This window comes from Actinoplanes awajinensis subsp. mycoplanecinus (genome assembly GCF_001509495.1).
In the GTDB taxonomy this organism is placed as follows: Bacteria; Actinomycetota; Actinomycetes; order Mycobacteriales; family Micromonosporaceae; genus Actinoplanes; species Actinoplanes palleronii.
This window is the reverse complement of sequence record NZ_LLZH01000346.1, coordinates 21022-39342: the sequence shown is the minus strand read 5'-3', so window position 1 is coordinate 39342 and position 18321 is coordinate 21022. Positions and strand designations below refer to the sequence as shown.

The following is an 18321-nucleotide window of genomic DNA, read 5'->3' as shown; positions in this document are numbered from 1 at the left end:
GTGCTGAAGGGGCGGTTGGGGTCCGCGGTGGGTCGGGTTGGGGGCGGTGGCGGTCCGCGGTCGGGTTGTGCGTGCGCGCACCGCCCCCGGGTGGGCGGCAGGCGCACGCGATCTGGCAGTGCGGACTCTTACCGCCCTATCCAGGAGCTACCGGCACGTCAAATCAAGCCAAGTGGCATTGGTGAGGTCCCAAGCTGGTCCTGGCGGCCGTTATGGGTCCTGCATAGGGGCCGCCGGGCCCAGCCGGGCTGGGGTCAGCGCCGCCAGAGCGTCGTGATCGGGATGTTCATCTGCGCGAGCAGGGTCCGCAGGAGCGGCAGGGACAGTCCGATCACGTTGCCGGGGTCGCCCTCGATCCGTTCGACGAACGCGCCACCGCGCCCGTCGAGCGTGAAGGCCCCGGCCACCTGGAGCGGCTCACCGGAGGCTACGTAGGCCTCGATCTCCGCATCGGTCACGTCGGCGAAGTGCACCACGGTCGTACCGACGGCTTCCGCCTGCAGCCCACTGACCAGCCCGGTCAGGTGATGCCCGGTGTGCAGCACGCCGGACTTGCCGCGCATCGCCATCCAACGCTGTGCGGCTTCCCGGGCATCGGCCGGCTTCCCGAAGATCTCTCCTTCGAAGGCGAGCACCGAGTCGCAGCCGAGCACCAGCGCCCCCGGATCCGCGGGCAGTTCCGCCGCCACGGTCCGCGCTTTCATCCGGGCCAGCGCGAGACTCAACGTGTACGCGTCCTCGGCCTCCACGACGCTCTCGTCCACACCGCTGACGATGATCTCGGCGTCGATCCCGGCCCCGGTGAGCAGCGCCCGCCGGGCAGGGCTGGCCGAGGCAAGAATCAGCCGGTACGCGTTGTCACTCTGCACGAAAAGTGAGACTACAAGCCTTGCCGGTACAAAAGTGCCCGCAAGCCCCATGTTCCATCGGGAAAGCTGACAAACCCCAATCCCGCCCCCGAACCTCCGCTCGGCGCACTCCCGGCGATCCCGCTCGCCGGGCACCAGGCCGCGTTCGCCGCCGCACGGGTGTCGACATCGGTCGCCACGGCTCAGAACCGCCGCCACTTCCGCCGCCGAGCAGCAAGAAACCCCACGACCACCCCACCGGCGAGCACTGCCGCGATCCCCCCGAGAACCCGTACCCCCCAGCCCCGCCCCGCCGGATCAGCCTCACCCGCTGCTGAACGCGACCCCTCAGCCCCTGGCGACGCAACACCCAGCGGCGGAACGTCCGCAGTCAGCGCCTTGACGATGTTGAGCACCCCATAACCACACTGCTCATCCCGCCCAGGCGCCCCAATATCGGTAGCAGTAGCCGTCAGCCGATGAACAACCTCCCGAGCCGAAAGCCCAGGAAACCGAGCCCGAACCAACGCCGCCGCCCCAGAAACAATCGCAGCCGCAGCAGAAGTTCCCCGCGCTTTTCGGTACCCAGAGTCTAGTCCGGTAGTAACAATTTCGTCTCCGGGCGCGCAGAGGCTTATGTTTGGTCCCGATATTGAGAATGCGGCGTGTTTTCCAGTTCTGTCGATTGCGCCGACAGCAAGGACGCCAGGTAGTGCCGCTGGGTAGCTCAATTTGGCGGTACTTGTATCGTTTCCCGACGCGGCAACGACGACGGCATCTGCCTGCTTGGCGGCTTGGATTGCGGCCTGCAGGTCTCTCGATGGGCTGGTTCCGGCCGAAACATTAATGATCTGGGCGCCCATTTCTGAGGCGAGGGCGATTCCCTCCGTGAGTTTGGAGTTCGGGAGGGCCGTTTTGTAAGCCTTGATTGGAATCAGATGTGCGGAAGGGGCGATCCCAAGTATGCCTTCGCCGGTGCCGTGTCCATGGCCCACAATTAGGCCAGCTAGCTCCGTCCCGTGACCGTTTTCGTCGTCGGTGTCTTCGCTATTTGCTGTGTCGATGAGGTTCTTTCCGGCTATGAGATTGTGGGAAATGTCGTGATGGGGATGTATTCCGGTGTCGGGCAGCCCAACGATTATGCCGGCGCCGGTACTGATTGCATGGGCGTCCTTTATCTTGAGGAAATCGAGATGCCATTCGGAATCCCGCACCAGATCCCTGCAAATAGGCGCAGGTAGGGTCAGTATTGCCGCGATGGAAGCAGTTAAATTAATGATCTTGCTCTTAGCGTTGGAAAGCATCTAAGAAAGTCCGATGACGGGTCCTGGGTCGATTTTCTTTTTCTCCGACGGAAGCAAGATTGGGGCGACCCCCTCCCCTGTCGCCCAGGGATTGTCCAGATCCCAATGCTGTTTGCGGTATTCAGGTGCATGCGATTTATCCCAACGAGGGACCGGAGGTGATGCGACTAATCCGGGCTGCCCGATCACGCCACCGGGAGGATTTACTTTTTGCGTTTTCGGTATGTTGGTTCCGGGTCGTGTATTGTCGGTTCCGGGGGAGGTGCCAATTATCCCGCCCGGTAACATGCCGCGTCCCCCGCGCGTTGATTCTCCCTTGGATTCTGCAGGAAAGCCAAGGCCTGATCGCGTGCTACCTGGTTGGCGGTACATTGGCAATTGCTCGTTTTTGTCTCCGATGGAATTCGACCGACCAGTCGGGGGCGTGAAAGCCGTTGAGATTGGTGTAAGGCTTGTCTTTGATTGTTCAATACTGCTCAATATTGGCGCATCCGGGCGAGGAGCAAAAAGGCCCTGATCTGGCAAGGCGGTAGACGGATTAATTAATTTTTGTGCGGGATGAACGTTTGCGGACGAGGTTCCGGTCAGCGAAGGTCTTTCGGCTGCTCCAGAATTGAATGGCTCACTATCTTGAAGCCTGTTTTGAGGGTTGTAGAGCTGAGGGTTGGTGATTAGCAGCTGGGCCTGGGCCAGGTCGGTGCTGAGGGTTGACATCAGGTGCTGGGCCTGTAGCTGGAGGTCGCGCTGGCGGGCCTCTGCGGCTGCTGGGGGGTGGGGTAGGGCGGCTCGCCATTTGCCGGTGGCGGTGGCGTTGTCCTGGAGCCGGGAGGCGTAGGCGTTCAGGGTTGCCTGGTTGGCTGTGTACTCCTCGGTGATGGCGGCGAGCTTTCGGCGGGTGCCGACCAGGGAGGAGGTTGCCGCGCCGAGGGCGTGGTGGTTTTCGACCGTGGCGTGGTGGGTGGCGATTATGTGGGCGATCAGGTCGTCCAGGCGTTCCAGGTATTTCGCGGAGGCTTTGCTTCTCTCCGGGGGCCATGCGTCGGCCAGGTTCTCGCGGTAGCGCTTCACGCGGGACCAGTGGTCGATCAGCAGGTCGGCGGATTTCTTCCAGGTGACCAGCAAGTTCTTGTGGGCGGTGCCGTCGTGTGGGGCGAGCATCGACCACATCTGCGGGACGGTCAGCAAGGACCACTCCGTGCCTCGGGTGCGGTCCGCGTCGTCGATCATCAGGGGACTCCCTTCGAGGGAGGATCGGGAGCTGCTGGGGACCCGGGACCGGAGGAGGAATCCGCGGTGGCAGGGGCGGCGGGAGTTGCGGAGGCGCCGGGAGCCGCGGGGGACTCGGAAGCTGAGAAAGAGCCGGGGGAGCCGGGGGAGCCGGGGGAGCCGAGGGCTGCGGGTGAGCTGGGGGCTGCGGGGCCGGGGCCGGGGCCGGGAGGGGGAGCGGGGAGCAGGCCGGCGGTTGCCAGGGCTGATTCCACGTCCGTGAGGCGGGCGCTGGCGAACGCGTCGGCGCCCCGGTACATGCCGCTTACCTGCTCAGCGGCCTTGGCGAAGCCGTGTGTGCCGTTCGCGAAGTTGTAGATGTTCTGCTGGCAGGTGTCTTGTGCGGTTTCGAGGACACCGTGAAACAGGGAAAGCTCGTTGAACCCGGCGTCGGCGGCCGGGAGGCGGGCCAGCATCTGGTTCGCCAGGGTGTCGGCGTGTGGGGCGTAGTCGTGGTCGACCTCCGCCAGAAGTGTGGCGGCGAAGTCCTCCATCGCGGTGATGTCGGCCGCGATCTGGCCTTCATCGGGCGGCCAGGACGGTGTGCGGTCGTCGTTGGGAGCCACTCAGCGAGATTAACCGCTTACCGCACGCCACATCGAGCCCTGTGGAAATCCCCTGTGGATGACGGCAGGGTGGTGAGTCGGGTGAACGTCAGCGAGGGAGAGCCGATGATTTCCAGGACCGGGGGGCTGCTGCTGGACGGCCTGATCGGATCCAGTCTGAGGTGGTCTGCGGCTTGGTTCCGCAATTGACCGCGTTGGATCGAACTGCCAGGATGGCGACCAGAGCGGCCAGCTCATGATCGTCTAGGCTTCCACGTACGACGCCGAGCAACGGTTCCTCGTTCATCGGCCGAGCGTACGACGGTTGCTCCGGCTTCCGGTGACACGTGTCCCACACTCGGCTGATCAATTCGCGGCCGCTCGACAGAACCAGGTATTTTCTGCGTGATGTCTTCTTCTCCCCCGCTCATCGTCGCTGATCGGTACCGGCTTGTCGCGCCGCTCGGTCAGGGCGGGATGGGTCGCGTCTGGCGGGCGACCGATGTCGTCCTGCACCGCGAGGTGGCGATCAAGGAACTGGTCCCCCCGCCCGGACTGACGCCCGCCGAGCGGCAGGAGATGCGCGAGCGTTCCCTGCGCGAGGCCCGGGCCATCGCCCGCCTCAACAACATCAACGTGGTCCGCGTCTTCGACGTGCTGCGTACGGACGCCGACCCGTGGATCGTCATGGAGTACGTGCCGTCCCGCTCGCTGCAGGACGTCATCGCCGAGGACGGCCCGTTCAGCGTGGTCCGCACCGCCGAGATCGGGCTCGGGGTGCTGAACGCGCTGAAGGCCGCACACCGGGCCGGCGTCGTGCACCGCGACGTCAAACCGGGCAACGTGCTGATGGGTGGCGACGGCCGCGTGGTGCTGACCGATTTCGGTCTGGCCACCGTCCCCGGCGACCCGAACGTGACGCGTACCGGTCTGGTGCTCGGGTCACCGGCCTACATCGCTCCGGAGCGTGCCCGCGACGGCACGGCCGGTCCGGCCGCCGACCTGTGGTCGCTGGGCGCCACCCTGTACGCCGCGGTCGAGGGGCAGTCGCCGTTCGCCCGCCCGTCGGCGATCGCCACGCTCGCCGCCCTGGCGACCGAGAACGTGCCGCAGTCGAAGAACGCCGGACCGCTCAAGGCCGTACTCAATGGGCTTCTGCGCAAGGATCCGGCGCACCGGATCGACGCCGAGGAGGCGGAGCGCCTGCTGGCGCGGGCTTCCGGGCGCCGGTCGAAGCTGAGTTTCCCGATGAGCCCGACCATGCGCCGTCCGGGTGTCGGCCGGGAGCGCCCGTCGCTGCCGAGCGGCCCGGGTGGCCCGCCGGTGCTGCCGGGCAGCGGGTTCGTCGCCGCCACCGGGTCCGCGCCGGTGGTCCCCACGCCGCGTCCGCCGGTGGCCCGTCCGGCCGAGCCGAACCGTCCGCAGAGCGGTGGCGGCCTGGGCAACAGCGGTCAGGGCAACCCGCCGCCGGCCGGTCGTCCGGTCTTCACCCCGGGCAAGGCCACGGTGGGTAAGGCCACGCCGCCCGCGCCTGCGGCGCGTCCGGGCCAGAAGCCGCTGGACGCGACGAAGGTTGATGGGCCCGCGGTCGTCGACGAGCCGGCAACCCCTTCCGGTACGCGTGGTCCGGCGAACCTTTCCGGTACCCGGTCCACGCCGCCGGCCGCCCGTCCGGGGCCTGGCGCCGTGTCCGGCCGGGCGACGCCGATCGAGCCGAAGGCCGCTGCGGTGAACACCGCGCGGGTCGGTTTCACCGCCGCCGACGTGGCCGCCAACCGCCGTAAGCAGGCCGCCCCGGAGCACGAGCAGTCCCTCGCCGCGGCGACCGGCGCCTACCCGGTGGTGGCGAAGCCGGAGCCGTCCGACGTGAAGGACGCCGAGAAGGCCGAGGCCATACCGGCCGAGGCTGCCCCGGTGGAGGCTGCGCCGGCCGCGGTCGTGGAACCGGCCGCCGAGCCGGTGGCCGCGGTCGTGGAGACGTCGGCCGAGGCTCCCGCAGCGGAGGCCGCCGCCGACAACGAGAACGAGACCAGGTCCGAGACGTCGGCGAGCGCGGCCGCGGAGCCCGCCGTGCCGACGGACCGTGCCGAGCAGGCGACGGACACCGCCGCTCCGGCTGCGGAAAGCGCCGCCCCGGCAACGGACGGTGCGGTGGCGTCCACTGACGTTGCGGCGCCGGACGAGCCGGCGGCCGAGAAGCCCGATCCGGTGGATGAGGTCGCGGATTCCGAGCCGACCCCGGCCGTCGTCGAGCCCGAGCCGGCTCTGGCCGCAGCGGAGAAGACGGCGCAGGAGAAGGCTGCTGCGGAGAAGGTGGCCGCAGAGAGGGCTGCTGCGGAGAAGGCTGCCGCAGAGAGGGCTGCTGCGGAGAAGGTGGCCGCAGAGAAGGCGGCCGAGGAGAAGGCGGCGCAGGAAAAGGCTGCTGCGGAGAAAGCTGCCGCAGAGAAGGCCGCGCAGGAGAAGGCGGCGCGTGAGAAGGCCGCGGAGCCCGAGCCGGTCAAGGCTCCGGAGCGCCCCGCCACCGCGCTCGTCCCGGGCCGCCGTCCGGCCCCCGGGCCGGTGGACCAGGACAAGACCTCGGTCGTCGACTTCGCCCGGATCACTCCGCAGTCCCCGCCCGCCGAGGTGGACGGTGCGACGCGGGTGGTCGCTCCGATGTCATCGGCGGCCGAGGCCGACGGTGCGACCCGGGTGGTTCCCCCGCTGCCGCCGCGCGGCGGGTTCGCCCCGTCCAGCCGGCCGGCGTGGACCCCGATGCCGGTGCGCCCGGAGATCCGCCGGGTCGAGGGCGTCACCGTCTTCGGCACCACGCTGACCCGCCGGCAAGCCATCATCGGTACGGCCATCGTGCTGGTCTTCCTGCTGCTGGTCGGCATCATCCTGGTGCAGGCGTTCGGCAAGGACGACAGCAAGGCGGGTGGCGACAAGGCGGCCGTGGTGGCCACCGACAAGGCCGCGGCCGGTCAGCCCAGCAAGGGCAAGCCGTCGGCCGCCCCGTCCAGCGCGCCGTCGGCAAAACCGTCGGCGTCGGCCGCGGCGGGTGTCCCGGCGGGCTGGAAGACGAAGAACATGAACGGCTACTCCCTCGCCCTGCCCGCTGACGCCTCGGTGGGAAAGAGCGGTCAGGGGGACAAGTTCGAGTGGGACGGCCGGCTGCTGCTGGTCTTCAAGTTCGGCGGTGACCTGGACGACCCGGTGCAGGCGTTCCAGGACTCCGGCACGCCGAGCGGCTACTCGAAGATCAGCCTCGCCCCGACCACGTATCAGGGCCGTCCGGCCGCGGACTGGGAGTACCTCTACAACGCCAATGGCGGGAGCCGCACGCACGTACTGAAGCGCGGTTTCTCGGTCGGGGGCTCGACCTACAACATCTGCTGGTACATCCAGCCGGACGAGTGGGACGCGATGCGCAAAGACCTCGACTCGGTCTTCGCCGGGTTCAAAGCGGGCTGAACCCCGCACGGAAATGTGAACTTCATGCGTGATTCCTCGTCGACGCGGGTAGTTGACGAGGATCACGGATGGAGGAGCCCCATGAGCTGCCGACGACACGGCAAGAAGCCCACCCTGGCGCTGTGGATGCTGGTCGCCCTGGCGGACATCGCGATCATCGCGGCTGCCGCGGGACCGGTCATGGTGCTGCTGGTGACAGCCGGGTTGGCGGCCGCTGGTGGCTTTTACATCGTACGAAATCTGGGAAATCGGACCGCAAGCCCGGCGAAAGCCGTGGCCCGCCGCCGCGCCTGACAAGCTCGGCGGATCACCGGTCCGACGCATGGCACAGCGCGATCGGCTACAGTCCCCGGCGTGTTGTCGATCGACGGTGTGAGCGACCTCTGGGACCAGCTGCTCGGTGCCCAGCCGGATCCGCCCGGGATGCTGGTGGCGCTCACGGCGATCGCCGGTTTCCTCGCGGTGGCCTTCCGGCCGGTCTGGCGGGTGGCCCGCAACGCGGTGACCATCGCGCACGAGGGCGGGCACGCGCTGTTCGCGCTGCTGACCGGGCGCCGGCTGCGCGGCATCAAACTCGAGTTCGACACGTCCGGGCTGACCCTGTCGTCCGGCCGGCCCACCGGTCTCGGCATGATCCTGACCCTGCTCGGCGGCTACATCGCGCCGTCGCTGGTCGGTGTGCTCGGGGCGTGGCTGCTCGGCGGGAACCGGATCACGCTGCTGCTCTGGCTGGCCGTGGTCCTGCTGCTGCTCATGCTGATCAACATCCGGAACCTGTTCGGCGTGATCTCGCTGCTGGTCACCGGGGCGATCGTGTTCGGGGTGTCCTGGTACGCGACGCCGGAGGTGCAGTCGGCGTTCGCGTACGCCGGGGTGTGGTTCCTGCTGTTCGGCGGGGTGCGGCCGGTGTTCGAGCTGCAGAGCCTGCGGAGCCGGGGCAGGATGCGGGACTCGGACCCGGATCAGCTGGCGCGGATCACGCACGTGCCGGCGATCTTCTGGGTGGGTGTGTTCTTCGTGGTGAACGTGGTGGCGGTGCTGGTGGGGGCGTTCTTACTGGCCGGGCAGTGGTTGCCGGCGGGCGTGTAGCAAGATCGCCCAGCGCGAAACCTGGCCCACCACTCCCAGGGGGAGCCCCCGCAGACAGTGTGCCGGGAAGCCGCGCCCCGCCGCAGGCGCCCTGTGGACAACCTGCGGCTGTGCACAACCCCTCCACCCCGCTACAGCGGAATGTTCCCGTGCTTCTTCGGCGGCAACGTCTCCCGCTTGGTCCGCAGCATCCGCAGCGCCCGCGTCACCTGCCCCCTCGTTTCCGACGGCCGGATAACCGCGTCCACATACCCCCGCTCCGCCGCGATGTACGGGTTCGCCAGCGTGTCCTCATATTCGCGAATGAGTTCCCCCCGCCGAGCCACCTGATCCTCCGCCGCGGCCAGCTCCCCGCGATACAGGATGTTCACGGCCCCCTGCGCCCCCATCACCGCGATCTGCGCCGTGGGCCAGGCGAAGTTCATGTCCGCCCCGATGTGCTTCGACCCCATCACGTCGTACGCCCCGCCGTACGCCTTCCGGGTGATCACGGTGACCTTGGGGACGGTCGCCTCGGCGTACGCGTAGATCAGCTTCGCCCCGCGCCGGATGATCCCGTCCCATTCCTGGCCGGTTCCGGGCAGGAACCCGGGTACGTCGACGAACGTCAGTACCGGAATGTTGAACGCGTCACAGGTACGTACGAATCGGGCGGCTTTTTCACTTGCCGCGATGTCCAGCGTCCCGGCGAAGTGCATCGGCTGGTTGGCCACCACGCCGACCGGCCGGCCCTCGACCCGGCCGAACCCGACCACGATGTTCTGCGCGTAGAGCGGCTGCACCTCGAGGAACTCGTCGACGACCGTCTCCACGACCGTCTTGATGTCGTACGGCTGGTTCGCCGAGTCGGGGATCAGTCGATCGAGTGCGAGGTCGGCGTCGCCCGGTGAGAGGTCCTCCGCTGAGTCGGTCACGGAGGGCTCGTCCATGTTGTTGCTGGGCAGGTATGACAGCAGTGCCCGGACGTAGTCGATCGCGTCCTCCTCGTCGGAGGCCAGGTAGTGCGCGTTGCCGCTGCGGGTGTTGTGGGTGCGTGCCCCGCCGAGCTCCTCCATCGCGACCTCTTCACCGGTGACCGTCTTGATCACGTCGGGGCCGGTGATGAACATGTGTGAGGTCTTGTCGACCATCACGGTGAAGTCGGTGATCGCCGGGGAGTAGACCGCGCCGCCCGCGCACGGGCCCATGATCAGGGAGATCTGCGGGATGACGCCGCTGGCCCGGACGTTGCGGAAGAAGATGTCGGCGTACAGGCCGAGCGCGACGACACCCTCCTGGATGCGCGCGCCACCGGAGTCGTTGATGCCGACGATCGGGCAGCCGATCTTCATGGCCAGGTCCAGGACTTTGACGATCTTCTCGCCGAAGACCTCGCCGAGCGAGCCGCCGAAGATCGTGAAGTCCTGGGAGAACACGCAGATCTGGCGGCCGTCGACGGTGCCGTATCCGGTGATCACCCCGTCGCCGTACGGGCGGTTCTTCTCCAGCCCGAACGCGGTCGACCGGTGCCGGGCCAGCTCGTCCAGCTCGACGAACGAGTCCTTGTCGAGCAGCAGCTCGATCCGTTCCCGGGCGGTCTTCTTGCCCCGCGCGTGCTGCTTCTCGACGGCTCGCGCGGAACCCGCGTGAACCGCCTCTTCCGAACGGTTCGCGTGGTCGGCGAGCTTGCCGGCGGTGGTGTGGATGTCGGGCTGCGTTGTCACGGGGTTCTCCACGCTTCGAGGCGGCGGTGCACTCCTCGATGATCGTAGTTGAGGTGAACGCTCGTGCAGGGGGCGTCGCTAGGCGTCCGTTTCATACCGCTTGTCCCATTCGTTACGCCTCACGTGACGAACTGGATGACCGCGGCCGGGCTCGCCTTCATCGCGGGCGGCCTCGCCACATTGATCAGTTTCCGGGCCGTGCTGTTCGGCGCCGGTGACGACGGAGCGGACGACGCCGGTGCGCGCCGCCCGCGCGGGGAGACGACACCCCGGAGCCGCCCGCAGCCCGAACCCGAGCTCTTCGACACCGGCTCGGTCGCCGGGGCCGCCCCGCCGGCCCGGGCCCCGGCCGGCGAACGTTCCCTGAACGGCATGGAGTCCTGGAACGGCGAGGCGTCCGTCGACGGCACGGAGTCCTGGAGCGGCGAGCCCTCCTTTGACGGCACGGAGTCCTGGAACGGCGAGGTCGGCGAGTCCTCCCGGTTCATCGACACCAGCGCCTGGCAGGCGGGCCCGCCGGAGGATCCCGCGACGGACGATTCCGGCACCCTTCCTGCTGACACCGATTTTTCGTACGACGTTCCGTACGCCGAGGAGCTCCCGTACGCGGGCCGGCTCTCGTACGACGGGGACCTGCCGTACGCCGGGGAGCCCCGGTACGCCGACCCGGTCCCGCCCCCGCGGCAACCGATGACCGACCGTTCGGACCGGATCAACGGCTGGGTCCGCCCCCACTATCCGGATCTGGACGACCGTCCACCGGCCGGTGACTACTGGACACCGGTGCCGGACGACCTCTACGCCGACCCGGAGCCGTCGGCCCGCGGCTACGGCTGGCCGGTCCGGGTGGAGCGACTCCCGGCCGCCCCGGCCTACGAGCCGTCGACCGGTTTTGATCTGACCCCGGTGCAGGCCGCCGAGCCGACCACGCTGGTGCCGACCTGGCCGCCGCCCGGCCCGGATCGCCAGGTCCGGCCGGCCCGCGCGTGGGGGGCCCGCGACGAGGGCCGCACCGTGCTGCCCCGGTCGGGGGAACCGGGCTCCGTCCGTACCGGAAGAAACAATGACGAATCGTCCTGGGTCGACCCGGCGCGGCGCAGCCGCCGGGACGTCGAACCGGCCCGCGACCGCGACCGGGAACGCGGACCCCGGCCCCGGCCGCGCCCCCGCCCGGTCGCCGCCGCCGAACCCGACGCCGCCTACCGCAGCCGCCACTCCCGCTGACCCGTCCCGCCGCGCGTCCCGGCAAGACCGGCGACCGTGCCCCCGCGCCGCCCGCGGTTCGGTCACGGTTCGTCGGCTGGTCCTCAGGGGTGTGTCACGGGCCCGGACGCACCCCTGAGGACCAGCCCGGCCGCGGCCGGGGCATAGGCTCGCGGGATGGCCGCTTCCGGGTACACCGATCTGGACCGTCCGCCGCTCTCCGAGCGCGCGCTGACCCGCGCCCTGGTCCAGCCCGGCGCGCTCTGGTCGCGGATCGACGTGCGCACCGAGACCGGCTCCACCAACGCGGATGTCGGCGACGCGGCGCGCAGCGGTGTGCCGGAGGGCCTGGTCATCGTCGCCGAGCGGCAGGTCAGCGGCCGGGGCCGGCGGGATCGGCAGTGGCACAGCCCGGCCCGGGCCGGGCTGACCCTGAGCGTCCTGCTGCGACCCGGCGCCGCCGACCCGGCCCGCGACTGGGCGCCGACCGGACCGGGCTCGGTCAGCTGGCTCCCGCTGCTGGCCGGGGTGGCACTTGCCGAGGCGGTGACCCGGGTGGCCGGGGTGGAGGCCGCGCTGAAGTGGCCGAACGACCTGCTGGTCGCGGAGCGCAAGTGCGCCGGGATCCTGGCCGAGATGTCCGGCGACGCGGTCGTCGTCGGGATCGGACTGAACGTGAGCACCCGGGCCGAGGAGCTGCCGGAGACCACCGGGGTGCCGGCCACCTCGCTGCGGCTGGCCGGCGCGGAGAGCCTGGACCGCGATCCGTTGCTGCGGGCGCTGCTGCGCGGCCTGGAGCGGTGGTACACCGGCTGGCGCGAGTCCGGCGGCGACGCCGAGATGTGCGGGCTGCTCGGCGAGTACCAGCGGCGATGCGCCACGATCGGCCGCGGCGTCCGGGTGCTGCTGCCCGGCGGCGGCGAGCTGATCGGCGAGGCGACCACGGTGGACCGGGACGGCCGATTGGTGGTCCGTACGGGGGATGATCAGGAACATCGCGTCTCGGCGGGTGACGTGCTGCACGTACGCTGATCGGGTGGCGTTCCCGGCGGAAATTCTCTCGGAGCAGGAGGAGGTCGTCCTCCACCTGCGTCCGCACGGCAAGTCGGTGGTCGGCCCGGTCCTGGTGCTGATCCTGACGGTCGCCGCCCTGGTCATGGCATGGGTGCTGCTGCCGGACAACGAGGGCGGCCGGATCGGGCTAGGCCTGGTCGCCGCGATCACGATCTACCACGGCGCGCGCTACGCGGTGCATCCGCTGGCCCAGTGGCGGTGCACCCACTACGTGCTGACCAGCGACCGGATCCTGCTGCAGCACGGCATCCTCACCAGGGAACGCCGCGACCTGCCGCTGAACCGGGTCAACGACCACGCGCTGAGCCAGTCGCTGCTGGACCGGATGTTCGGCACCGGCACCCTGGTGATCGACTCGATCGGGGAGCAGAGCGCCCGGCTGGCCGGGGTGCCGCACGCCCAGCAGGTGCAGACCACCCTGTACGAGCTGATCGAGCTGAGCCCGGACGACGACGAGGACGACGAGGACGGCCCGGACGTGGAGGAGGCGCCGGAACCGCGTCGCGGTCTCTTCCGGCGCCCCGTCGGCTGAACGGACTCAGCTCTTCAGCCGGGTGTCCAGCTCGGCCGCGCTGCCCGGCACGTCGATCGCGCTGAGCTCGGCGAAGCCGGCCGTCGCGTCCATCTCGGTGATCGCGCCCTCGTGGCCGTCGACCGGCGGCTTGAGGAAGACGAACGTCCGGTACGCCCAGAAGCGGAACACCGTGGCGATGCCGATGCCGATCAGGGTGACACCGAGGAAGGCCACCTCGTCGTTCTTCTCGGTGAGGCCGAAGCCGTACTTGCCGATCGCCACCATGCCGGACTGGATGACCATGCCGACCAGGTTGAACCCGAAGAACAGTGTGTACTCGCGGCGCAGCGCGGTCCGGGTGTGGTGGCGGTAGGTCCAGTAACGGTTCGCCAGATACGCCAGGGTGGTCGTGATGACCGTCGCGATGACGCTCGCCTTGACCGCGCCGATCGGCAGCAGGACGTAGGTGATCGCCATGTAGAGAAGCGTGTTGCCGGCTCCGATGATGCCGAAGGCGATGGCTTCCGGAGCGAGACGGCGCAGGCGGTCCGTCAGCGAAGCGGCTGAGGGCATTGGGCAACCTTACGGGGATGGGCGTGGGAACGCCGAATCACTGAGGTCCGGGTGACGGCGAAGTCACACTTCCGGTCCGGGGCACCTCGGCCGGGACGACGGTGGCCCGGAATACGAATTTTCGATATGACCAGAAGCGAAATATGGTACCGGCCGCGGTGCCGACGAGCTGCCCCGCGATGTTGTCGGCGAGCGGGCTCTGCAGCGCCGGCCAGATCTGGCCGAGGCCGTAGTGACTGATCGCGAGACAGGCCAGCGCGATGCCCAGGCCGATCGCGTTCAGCACGAAGAACGTCGTGTACTGCCGGGCCAGGTGGGTGTGGTCGCCGTGCCGCCAGGTCCAGAACCGGTTGCCGGCGAACGCCAGGGTGGTCGCCACGATCGTCGAGCAGGTCTTGGCGGTCAGGGTCTCGCTGCCCGCGTTCAGCAGCAGGTTGAAGATGAGCAGGTCGACGGCGAACGCGACGCCGCCGACCGCACCGAACTTGCCCGCCTCCCGGGCCAGCGCCCGCAGCCGGGTGCGTAGACCGGTCGGCCGCGCTGAGGTCGGAGGCACGCGACCCAAGGTACCGTCGCCCCGCTCGCCCCGCCCGTCCCGTTGCACAACCTCAACCGGCGGTGCCGGCATGGTCACGCTGCCGGTACGGAGAGTGCCGGAACCCGTCGATCTCCCGGATCTCGTCGAGCCGCCCGCGGCACTCCGCGCACCGTCCGAGATGGGTACGCATCCGGTGCGTGTCGCGCGCGGCGAGCCGGCCGCGCACCTGCGGGCCCAGCCGGTCACCGGCCCACCGGCACTCCGGGTGCTCCGCCGCGGTGACGTGCTGTTGCAGGTAGAGGCTGCGCAGTCCCTCCCGGGCGCGGTGGGCGAGGACGGCCACCGCGTTCGGGGTCAGGCCCATCTGCGGCGCGAGCTCGGCCGGGGTGCTGCCCTCCACCTCGGTCTGCCAGAGCACGTCGCGCCAGCGGGCCGGCAGCTGGCGGAAGGCGGCCGCCGCGAAGCTGCGCTCGAGCCGCTCCAGCGCCGGGTCGGTGTACGGCTCGCCGGCGTCGTAGCGGCTCAGGTCGTCGGTGAACTCCAGTCGCCGGTCGGAGCGGGCGCGCTGGTAACAGACGTGCCGCATGGTGGTGTGCAGGTAGGCGCGGAACGCGACGAGGGGCCCGCGGCCGGCCCGGAGCGAGGCGAACAGCTTGGCGAAGGTCTCGGCGACCAGATCGTCGGCGTCGGCGGGGTCGCGCGCCAGGCCGAACGCGAACGATCGCGCCGCCGCATGGTGGCGCTCGTAGAGCGTCCCGTATGCGGCGGTGTCGCCGGCCCGGACGGCGGTGAGCAGATCCGTGTCCGAGTCCACGTCGTTGCCCGGGGTCGTCATTCCGCCTCCTGTGGCAGGAACTGCGAGGAAAGCCCGATTAGGTGAAAGCTTAAGGCTTAAGTCCCTTTTGTGAAAGTTGTCGAGAGTGGCGGTGTGGCTGGCGAGATTGCTCGCTCGTGCACCAAGCGGCGAAGAATCGCTCGTCATTGCGCACCGCGGCCAAAGAATGTGCGGTTGTCCACAGGTTCAACCGATGAACTGCATGGGGATGGGGCCTAATCTGATGTGACTCCCATGACAACAGCCGGATTTCCCCGGCCGATCTGTCATTGGTCAGTGCCGACCGAAGGAGCTTCACTTTGTCTCACCCCCACACCTCGCACCCCCGCTTGCTGGCGTGGATCGACGAGGTCGCCGCCCTGACAACGCCCGACCGGATCGTCTGGTGCGATGGTTCGGACGCCGAGTGGACCCGCCTCACCGATGAGCTCGTCGAGTCCGGCGCTCTGGTCCGGCTCGATGACAAGAAGAAGCCGAACTCGTTCTGGGCGCGTACCGACCCGTCCGACGTGGCGCGGGTCGAGGAACGCACCTTCATCTGCTCGGCCGACGAGGCCGACGCCGGGCCCACCAACAACTGGATGGCGCCGGCCGAGATGAAGGCCCTGATGACGGAGCTGTACCGGGGGTCGATGCGGGGCCGGACGATGTACGTCGTCCCGTTCTGCATGGGACCGCTGGACGCGGAGAACCCGATGTTCGGCGTCGAGCTGACCGACAGCCCGTACGTCGTCGCGAGCATGCGCATCATGACCCGGATGGGGGCCGAGGTCCTGACCGCGCTGGGCGACGACGCGGACTTCGTGCCCGCGCTGCACTCGATCGGCGCGCCGCTGGCCGAGGGCGACGACGACGTCGCGTGGCCGTGCAACGAGACCAAGTACATCTCGCACTTCCCGGAGACCCGGGAGATCTGGTCCTTCGGCTCCGGGTACGGCGGCAACTCGCTGCTCGGCAAGAAGTGCTTCGCGCTGCGGATCGCCAGCGTGGCCGCCCGGGACGAGGGCTGGCTCGCCGAGCACATGCTGATCATGAAGGTGACCTCGCCGGAGGGCACCGTCCGGTACATCGCCGGCGCGTTCCCGTCGGCCTGCGGCAAGACCAACCTGGCCATGCTCGAGCCGACCCTGCCGGGCTGGAAGGTGGAGACGGTCGGCGACGACATCGCCTGGATGCGGTTCGGCGAGGACGGCCGGCTGTGGGCGACCAACCCGGAGTTCGGGCTGTTCGGCGTCGCGCCCGGCACCGACTTCCACACCAACCCGAACGCGATGCGCACGCTCGCCAAGGGCAACTCGGTCTTCACCAACGTGGCGCTGACCGACGACGGCGACATCTGGTGGGAGGGCATGGGCGAGCCGCCCGCGCACCTGACCGACTGGAAGGGCCAGGACTGGACGCCGGAGTCGGAGGCGCCGTCGAGCCACCCGAACAGCAGGTTCTGCACCCCGATCGAGCAGTGCCCGATCCTCGCCGACGAGTACCACGACCCGCGCGGCGTGCCGATCGACGCGATCCTGTTCGGCGGCCGCCGCAAGACCACGATCCCGCTGGTCACCGAGGCCCGCGACTGGGTGCACGGCGTCTACCTGGGCGCGACCCTGTCGTCCGAGACGACCGCGGCCGCGGTCGGCCAGGTCGGCGTGGTCCGCCGTGACCCGATGGCGATGCTGCCGTTCATCGGCTACCACGCCGGCGACTACTTCCAGCACTGGATCGACATGGCCAAGGGCGCCTCCGGCGACGCGTCCAAGCTGCCCAAGGTCTTCTACGTGAACTGGTTCCGGCGCGACGAGGACGGCGGCTTCCTCTGGCCCGGCTTCGGCGAGAACAGCCGGGTGCTCAAGTGGGTCGTCGAGCGGCTGGAGGGCAAGGCCGACGCGGTGGAGACCCCGATCGGGCACGTCGCCACCCCGGAGTCGCTCGACCTGACCGGCCTGGACATCTCGCTCGCCGACGTCGAGGCGGTGCTGCGCGTCGACAAGGACGAGTGGCTGGCCGAGATCCCGCAGGTCACCGAGTGGTTCGAGAAGTTCGGCGACAAGCTGCCCACGGTGCTCTGGGCCGAGCTGGACGCGCTGCGCGCCCGGCTCGCCGACGCCTGACCGATCGCGCTCGCCCCTGCGCCAAGGGGCGAGCGCCCGGTGGCCGATCGGGCGCATCTGGGCGCGGTTGGTCCCGTGGCGTACGGCCCCCGCTCGGGGTGACCGCGGGGGTGGCTACGCTTTGCGGTGATGAACGTGCGGTCCCTGGTCTACTCCTTTTACGAACGGCGGCTCGCCGGGAAACTGGCCGGCAAGCCGGTGCCCCGCCATGTCGGCGTGATGTGTGACGGCAATCGCCGCTGGGCCCGCGAGATGGGCTTCGTCGATCCGAACGACGGCCACCGGGTCGGCGCGGCCCGGATCAAGGAGCTGCTCACCTGGTGCGACCAGGCCGGCATCGAGCACGTCACGCTCTACCTGCTGGCCACCGACAACCTGCGCCGCCCGGCCGCCGAACTCGACCCGCTGGTGCGGATCATCGAGGATCTGGCGACCGAGCTGGCCGAGGCGGGCAACCCCTGGCGGCTGCGGATGATGGGCGCGCTCGACCTGCTGCCCGCCGCGACCGCCGCGACGCTCAAGGCCGCGCAGGAGAAGACCCAGGACCGCAGCGGCGGCGTCGAGGTCAACCTCGCGGTCGGGTACGGCGGCCGGCGCGAGATCACCGACGCGGTCCGGTCCCTGCTGCAGCAGCACGCGGCGTCCGGCGGCACGCTCGAGGAACTCGCCGAGATCCTCGACGTCGAGCACATCGCCGAGCACCTCTACACCCGCGGCCAGCCCGACCCCGACCTGGTCATCCGGACCAGCGGCGAGCAGCGGCTGTCCGGGTTCCTGCTCTGGCAGTCGGCGCACTCGGAGTTCTACTTCCACGACGCCAACTGGCCGGACTTCCGCCGGATCGACTTCCTGCGCGCCTTGCGGTCCTACGGCAGCCGCCAGCGCCGCTACGGCGCCTGACCTCTCCGGTACGCAGCGGACCCCGCCCCAGAGTGCATAAAGTCCGCACCCAAACTCCCCACACAGCGGCAGAAGCCGGTGAGTGTGTGAAGTTTGGGTGCGCTCCGCGCCGAAAGTCCCCACGCAGCGCCGGAGGCTGGTGAGTGTGTGAAGTTTGGGTGCGCTCCGCGCCGAAAGTCCCACGCAGCGCCGGAGCTGGTGAGTGTGTGAAGTTTGGGTGCGCTCCGCACCGAAAGTCCCCACGCAGCACCGGAAGCCGGTGAGTGTGTGAAGTTTGGGTGCGCTCCGCACCCAAACTCCCCACGCAGCGGCGGAGGCCGGCGACGGTGGGGAGTTGTGGTCAGGATCTGACCGAAGCTTCACACGGCCGG

Annotated in this window: 16 protein-coding genes and 1 pseudogene; 8 read left to right on the top strand and 9 right to left on the bottom strand. The window is 69.3% G+C overall.

All coding sequences use genetic code 11. From position 1 onward, the window contains the following. Positions 1 to 254: 254 nt before the first annotated feature. The 5 genes from ADL15_RS49680 to ADL15_RS52445 all read right to left on the bottom strand — a co-directional run bounded on the left by ADL15_RS49680 (position 255) and on the right by ADL15_RS52445 (position 4270). The gene (locus ADL15_RS49680; RefSeq protein ID WP_067708186.1) at positions 255 to 869 is read right to left on the bottom strand and encodes a Maf family protein; all 615 of its coding nucleotides are present in this window, start codon (positions 867 to 869) and stop codon (positions 255 to 257) included. Between the two features lie 182 nt (positions 870 to 1051). Continuing rightward, complete coding sequence (locus ADL15_RS52450) at positions 1052 to 2152, bottom strand: S8 family serine peptidase (protein ID WP_083972673.1); 1101 nt, start codon at positions 2150 to 2152, stop codon at positions 1052 to 1054. Further along, entirely contained in the window at positions 2153 to 3379 is a 1227-nt protein-coding gene (locus tag ADL15_RS53820; RefSeq protein WP_157442102.1) for a hypothetical protein, read from the bottom strand. Beyond that, positions 3379 to 3984, bottom strand: coding sequence for a hypothetical protein (locus ADL15_RS49670; protein ID WP_067708181.1), 606 nt, complete (start codon positions 3982 to 3984; stop codon positions 3379 to 3381). Before ADL15_RS49670 ends, ADL15_RS53820 begins: the two co-directional genes overlap by 1 nt. Before the next feature lie 88 nt (positions 3985 to 4072). Then, positions 4073 to 4270 (bottom strand): acyl-CoA carboxylase subunit epsilon, encoded by a 198-nt coding sequence (locus tag ADL15_RS52445; RefSeq protein WP_083972674.1) that lies wholly within the window; start codon positions 4268 to 4270, stop codon positions 4073 to 4075. 101 nt (positions 4271 to 4371) lie between these two features. Here ADL15_RS52445 and ADL15_RS57330 point away from each other — a divergent pair. From ADL15_RS57330 to ADL15_RS49655, 3 genes and pseudogenes are all read left to right on the top strand, one after another. Continuing rightward, positions 4372 to 5910, top strand: a pseudogene (locus ADL15_RS57330) (serine/threonine-protein kinase); the annotation flags it as partial. Positions 5911 to 7497: 1587 nt separating this feature from the next. Then, positions 7498 to 7710, top strand: a complete 213-nt coding sequence (locus tag ADL15_RS49660; RefSeq protein ID WP_067708178.1) for a hypothetical protein — start codon at positions 7498 to 7500, stop codon at positions 7708 to 7710. A 60-nt stretch (positions 7711 to 7770) separates the two neighbouring features. Further along, on the top strand, positions 7771 to 8505 hold the full coding sequence (locus ADL15_RS49655) for a M50 family metallopeptidase (protein ID WP_067708176.1): 735 nt from the start codon (positions 7771 to 7773) through the stop codon (positions 8503 to 8505). 131 nt (positions 8506 to 8636) lie between these two features. Here ADL15_RS49655 and ADL15_RS49650 read toward each other — a convergent pair whose 3' ends face one another. Continuing rightward, positions 8637 to 10208 carry an acyl-CoA carboxylase subunit beta gene (locus ADL15_RS49650; protein ID WP_067708200.1) on the bottom strand — a complete coding sequence of 524 codons (1572 nt, stop codon included), beginning with the start codon at positions 10206 to 10208 and terminating at the stop codon, positions 8637 to 8639. A gap of 123 nt (positions 10209 to 10331) precedes the next feature. Between ADL15_RS49650 and ADL15_RS49645 the strand changes: the two genes are divergently transcribed. From ADL15_RS49645 to ADL15_RS49635, 3 genes are all read left to right on the top strand, one after another. After that, positions 10332 to 11432 (top strand): chromosomal replication initiator protein DnaA, encoded by a 1101-nt coding sequence (locus tag ADL15_RS49645; protein WP_157442101.1) that lies wholly within the window; start codon positions 10332 to 10334, stop codon positions 11430 to 11432. Positions 11433 to 11588: 156 nt separating this feature from the next. Then, the gene (locus ADL15_RS49640) at positions 11589 to 12443 is read left to right on the top strand and encodes a biotin--[acetyl-CoA-carboxylase] ligase (protein ID WP_067708170.1); all 855 of its coding nucleotides are present in this window, start codon (positions 11589 to 11591) and stop codon (positions 12441 to 12443) included. 4 nt (positions 12444 to 12447) lie between these two features. After that, positions 12448 to 13017 carry a PH domain-containing protein gene (locus ADL15_RS49635; RefSeq protein WP_067708167.1) on the top strand — a complete coding sequence of 190 codons (570 nt, stop codon included), beginning with the start codon at positions 12448 to 12450 and terminating at the stop codon, positions 13015 to 13017. A gap of 6 nt (positions 13018 to 13023) precedes the next feature. On the opposite strand, the gene ADL15_RS49630 is transcribed toward ADL15_RS49635, so the two are convergent. Genes ADL15_RS49630 through ADL15_RS49620 form a run of 3 tightly spaced genes read right to left on the bottom strand, consistent with a single transcriptional unit; the run spans position 13024 to position 14945 of the window. After that, the gene (locus ADL15_RS49630; protein ID WP_067708165.1) at positions 13024 to 13572 is read right to left on the bottom strand and encodes a GtrA family protein; all 549 of its coding nucleotides are present in this window, start codon (positions 13570 to 13572) and stop codon (positions 13024 to 13026) included. A 37-nt stretch (positions 13573 to 13609) separates the two neighbouring features. Beyond that, positions 13610 to 14128: a GtrA family protein gene (locus tag ADL15_RS49625; RefSeq protein ID WP_232345120.1), complete on the bottom strand. Its 519-nt coding sequence runs from the start codon at positions 14126 to 14128 to the stop codon at positions 13610 to 13612. Positions 14129 to 14180: 52 nt separating this feature from the next. Continuing rightward, entirely contained in the window at positions 14181 to 14945 is a 765-nt protein-coding gene (locus ADL15_RS49620) for a sigma-70 family RNA polymerase sigma factor (protein ID WP_067708162.1), read from the bottom strand. A 299-nt stretch (positions 14946 to 15244) separates the two neighbouring features. On the opposite strand from ADL15_RS49620, the gene ADL15_RS49615 reads away from it, so the two are divergent. Together ADL15_RS49615 and ADL15_RS49610 are read left to right on the top strand one after the other, a co-directional pair. Then, on the top strand, positions 15245 to 17050 hold the full coding sequence (locus tag ADL15_RS49615; protein WP_067708159.1) for a phosphoenolpyruvate carboxykinase (GTP): 1806 nt from the start codon (positions 15245 to 15247) through the stop codon (positions 17048 to 17050). A gap of 129 nt (positions 17051 to 17179) precedes the next feature. Beyond that, complete coding sequence (locus ADL15_RS49610) at positions 17180 to 17950, top strand: isoprenyl transferase (RefSeq protein ID WP_067708157.1); 771 nt, start codon at positions 17180 to 17182, stop codon at positions 17948 to 17950. The last annotated feature ends 371 nt before the right edge of the window (positions 17951 to 18321 follow it).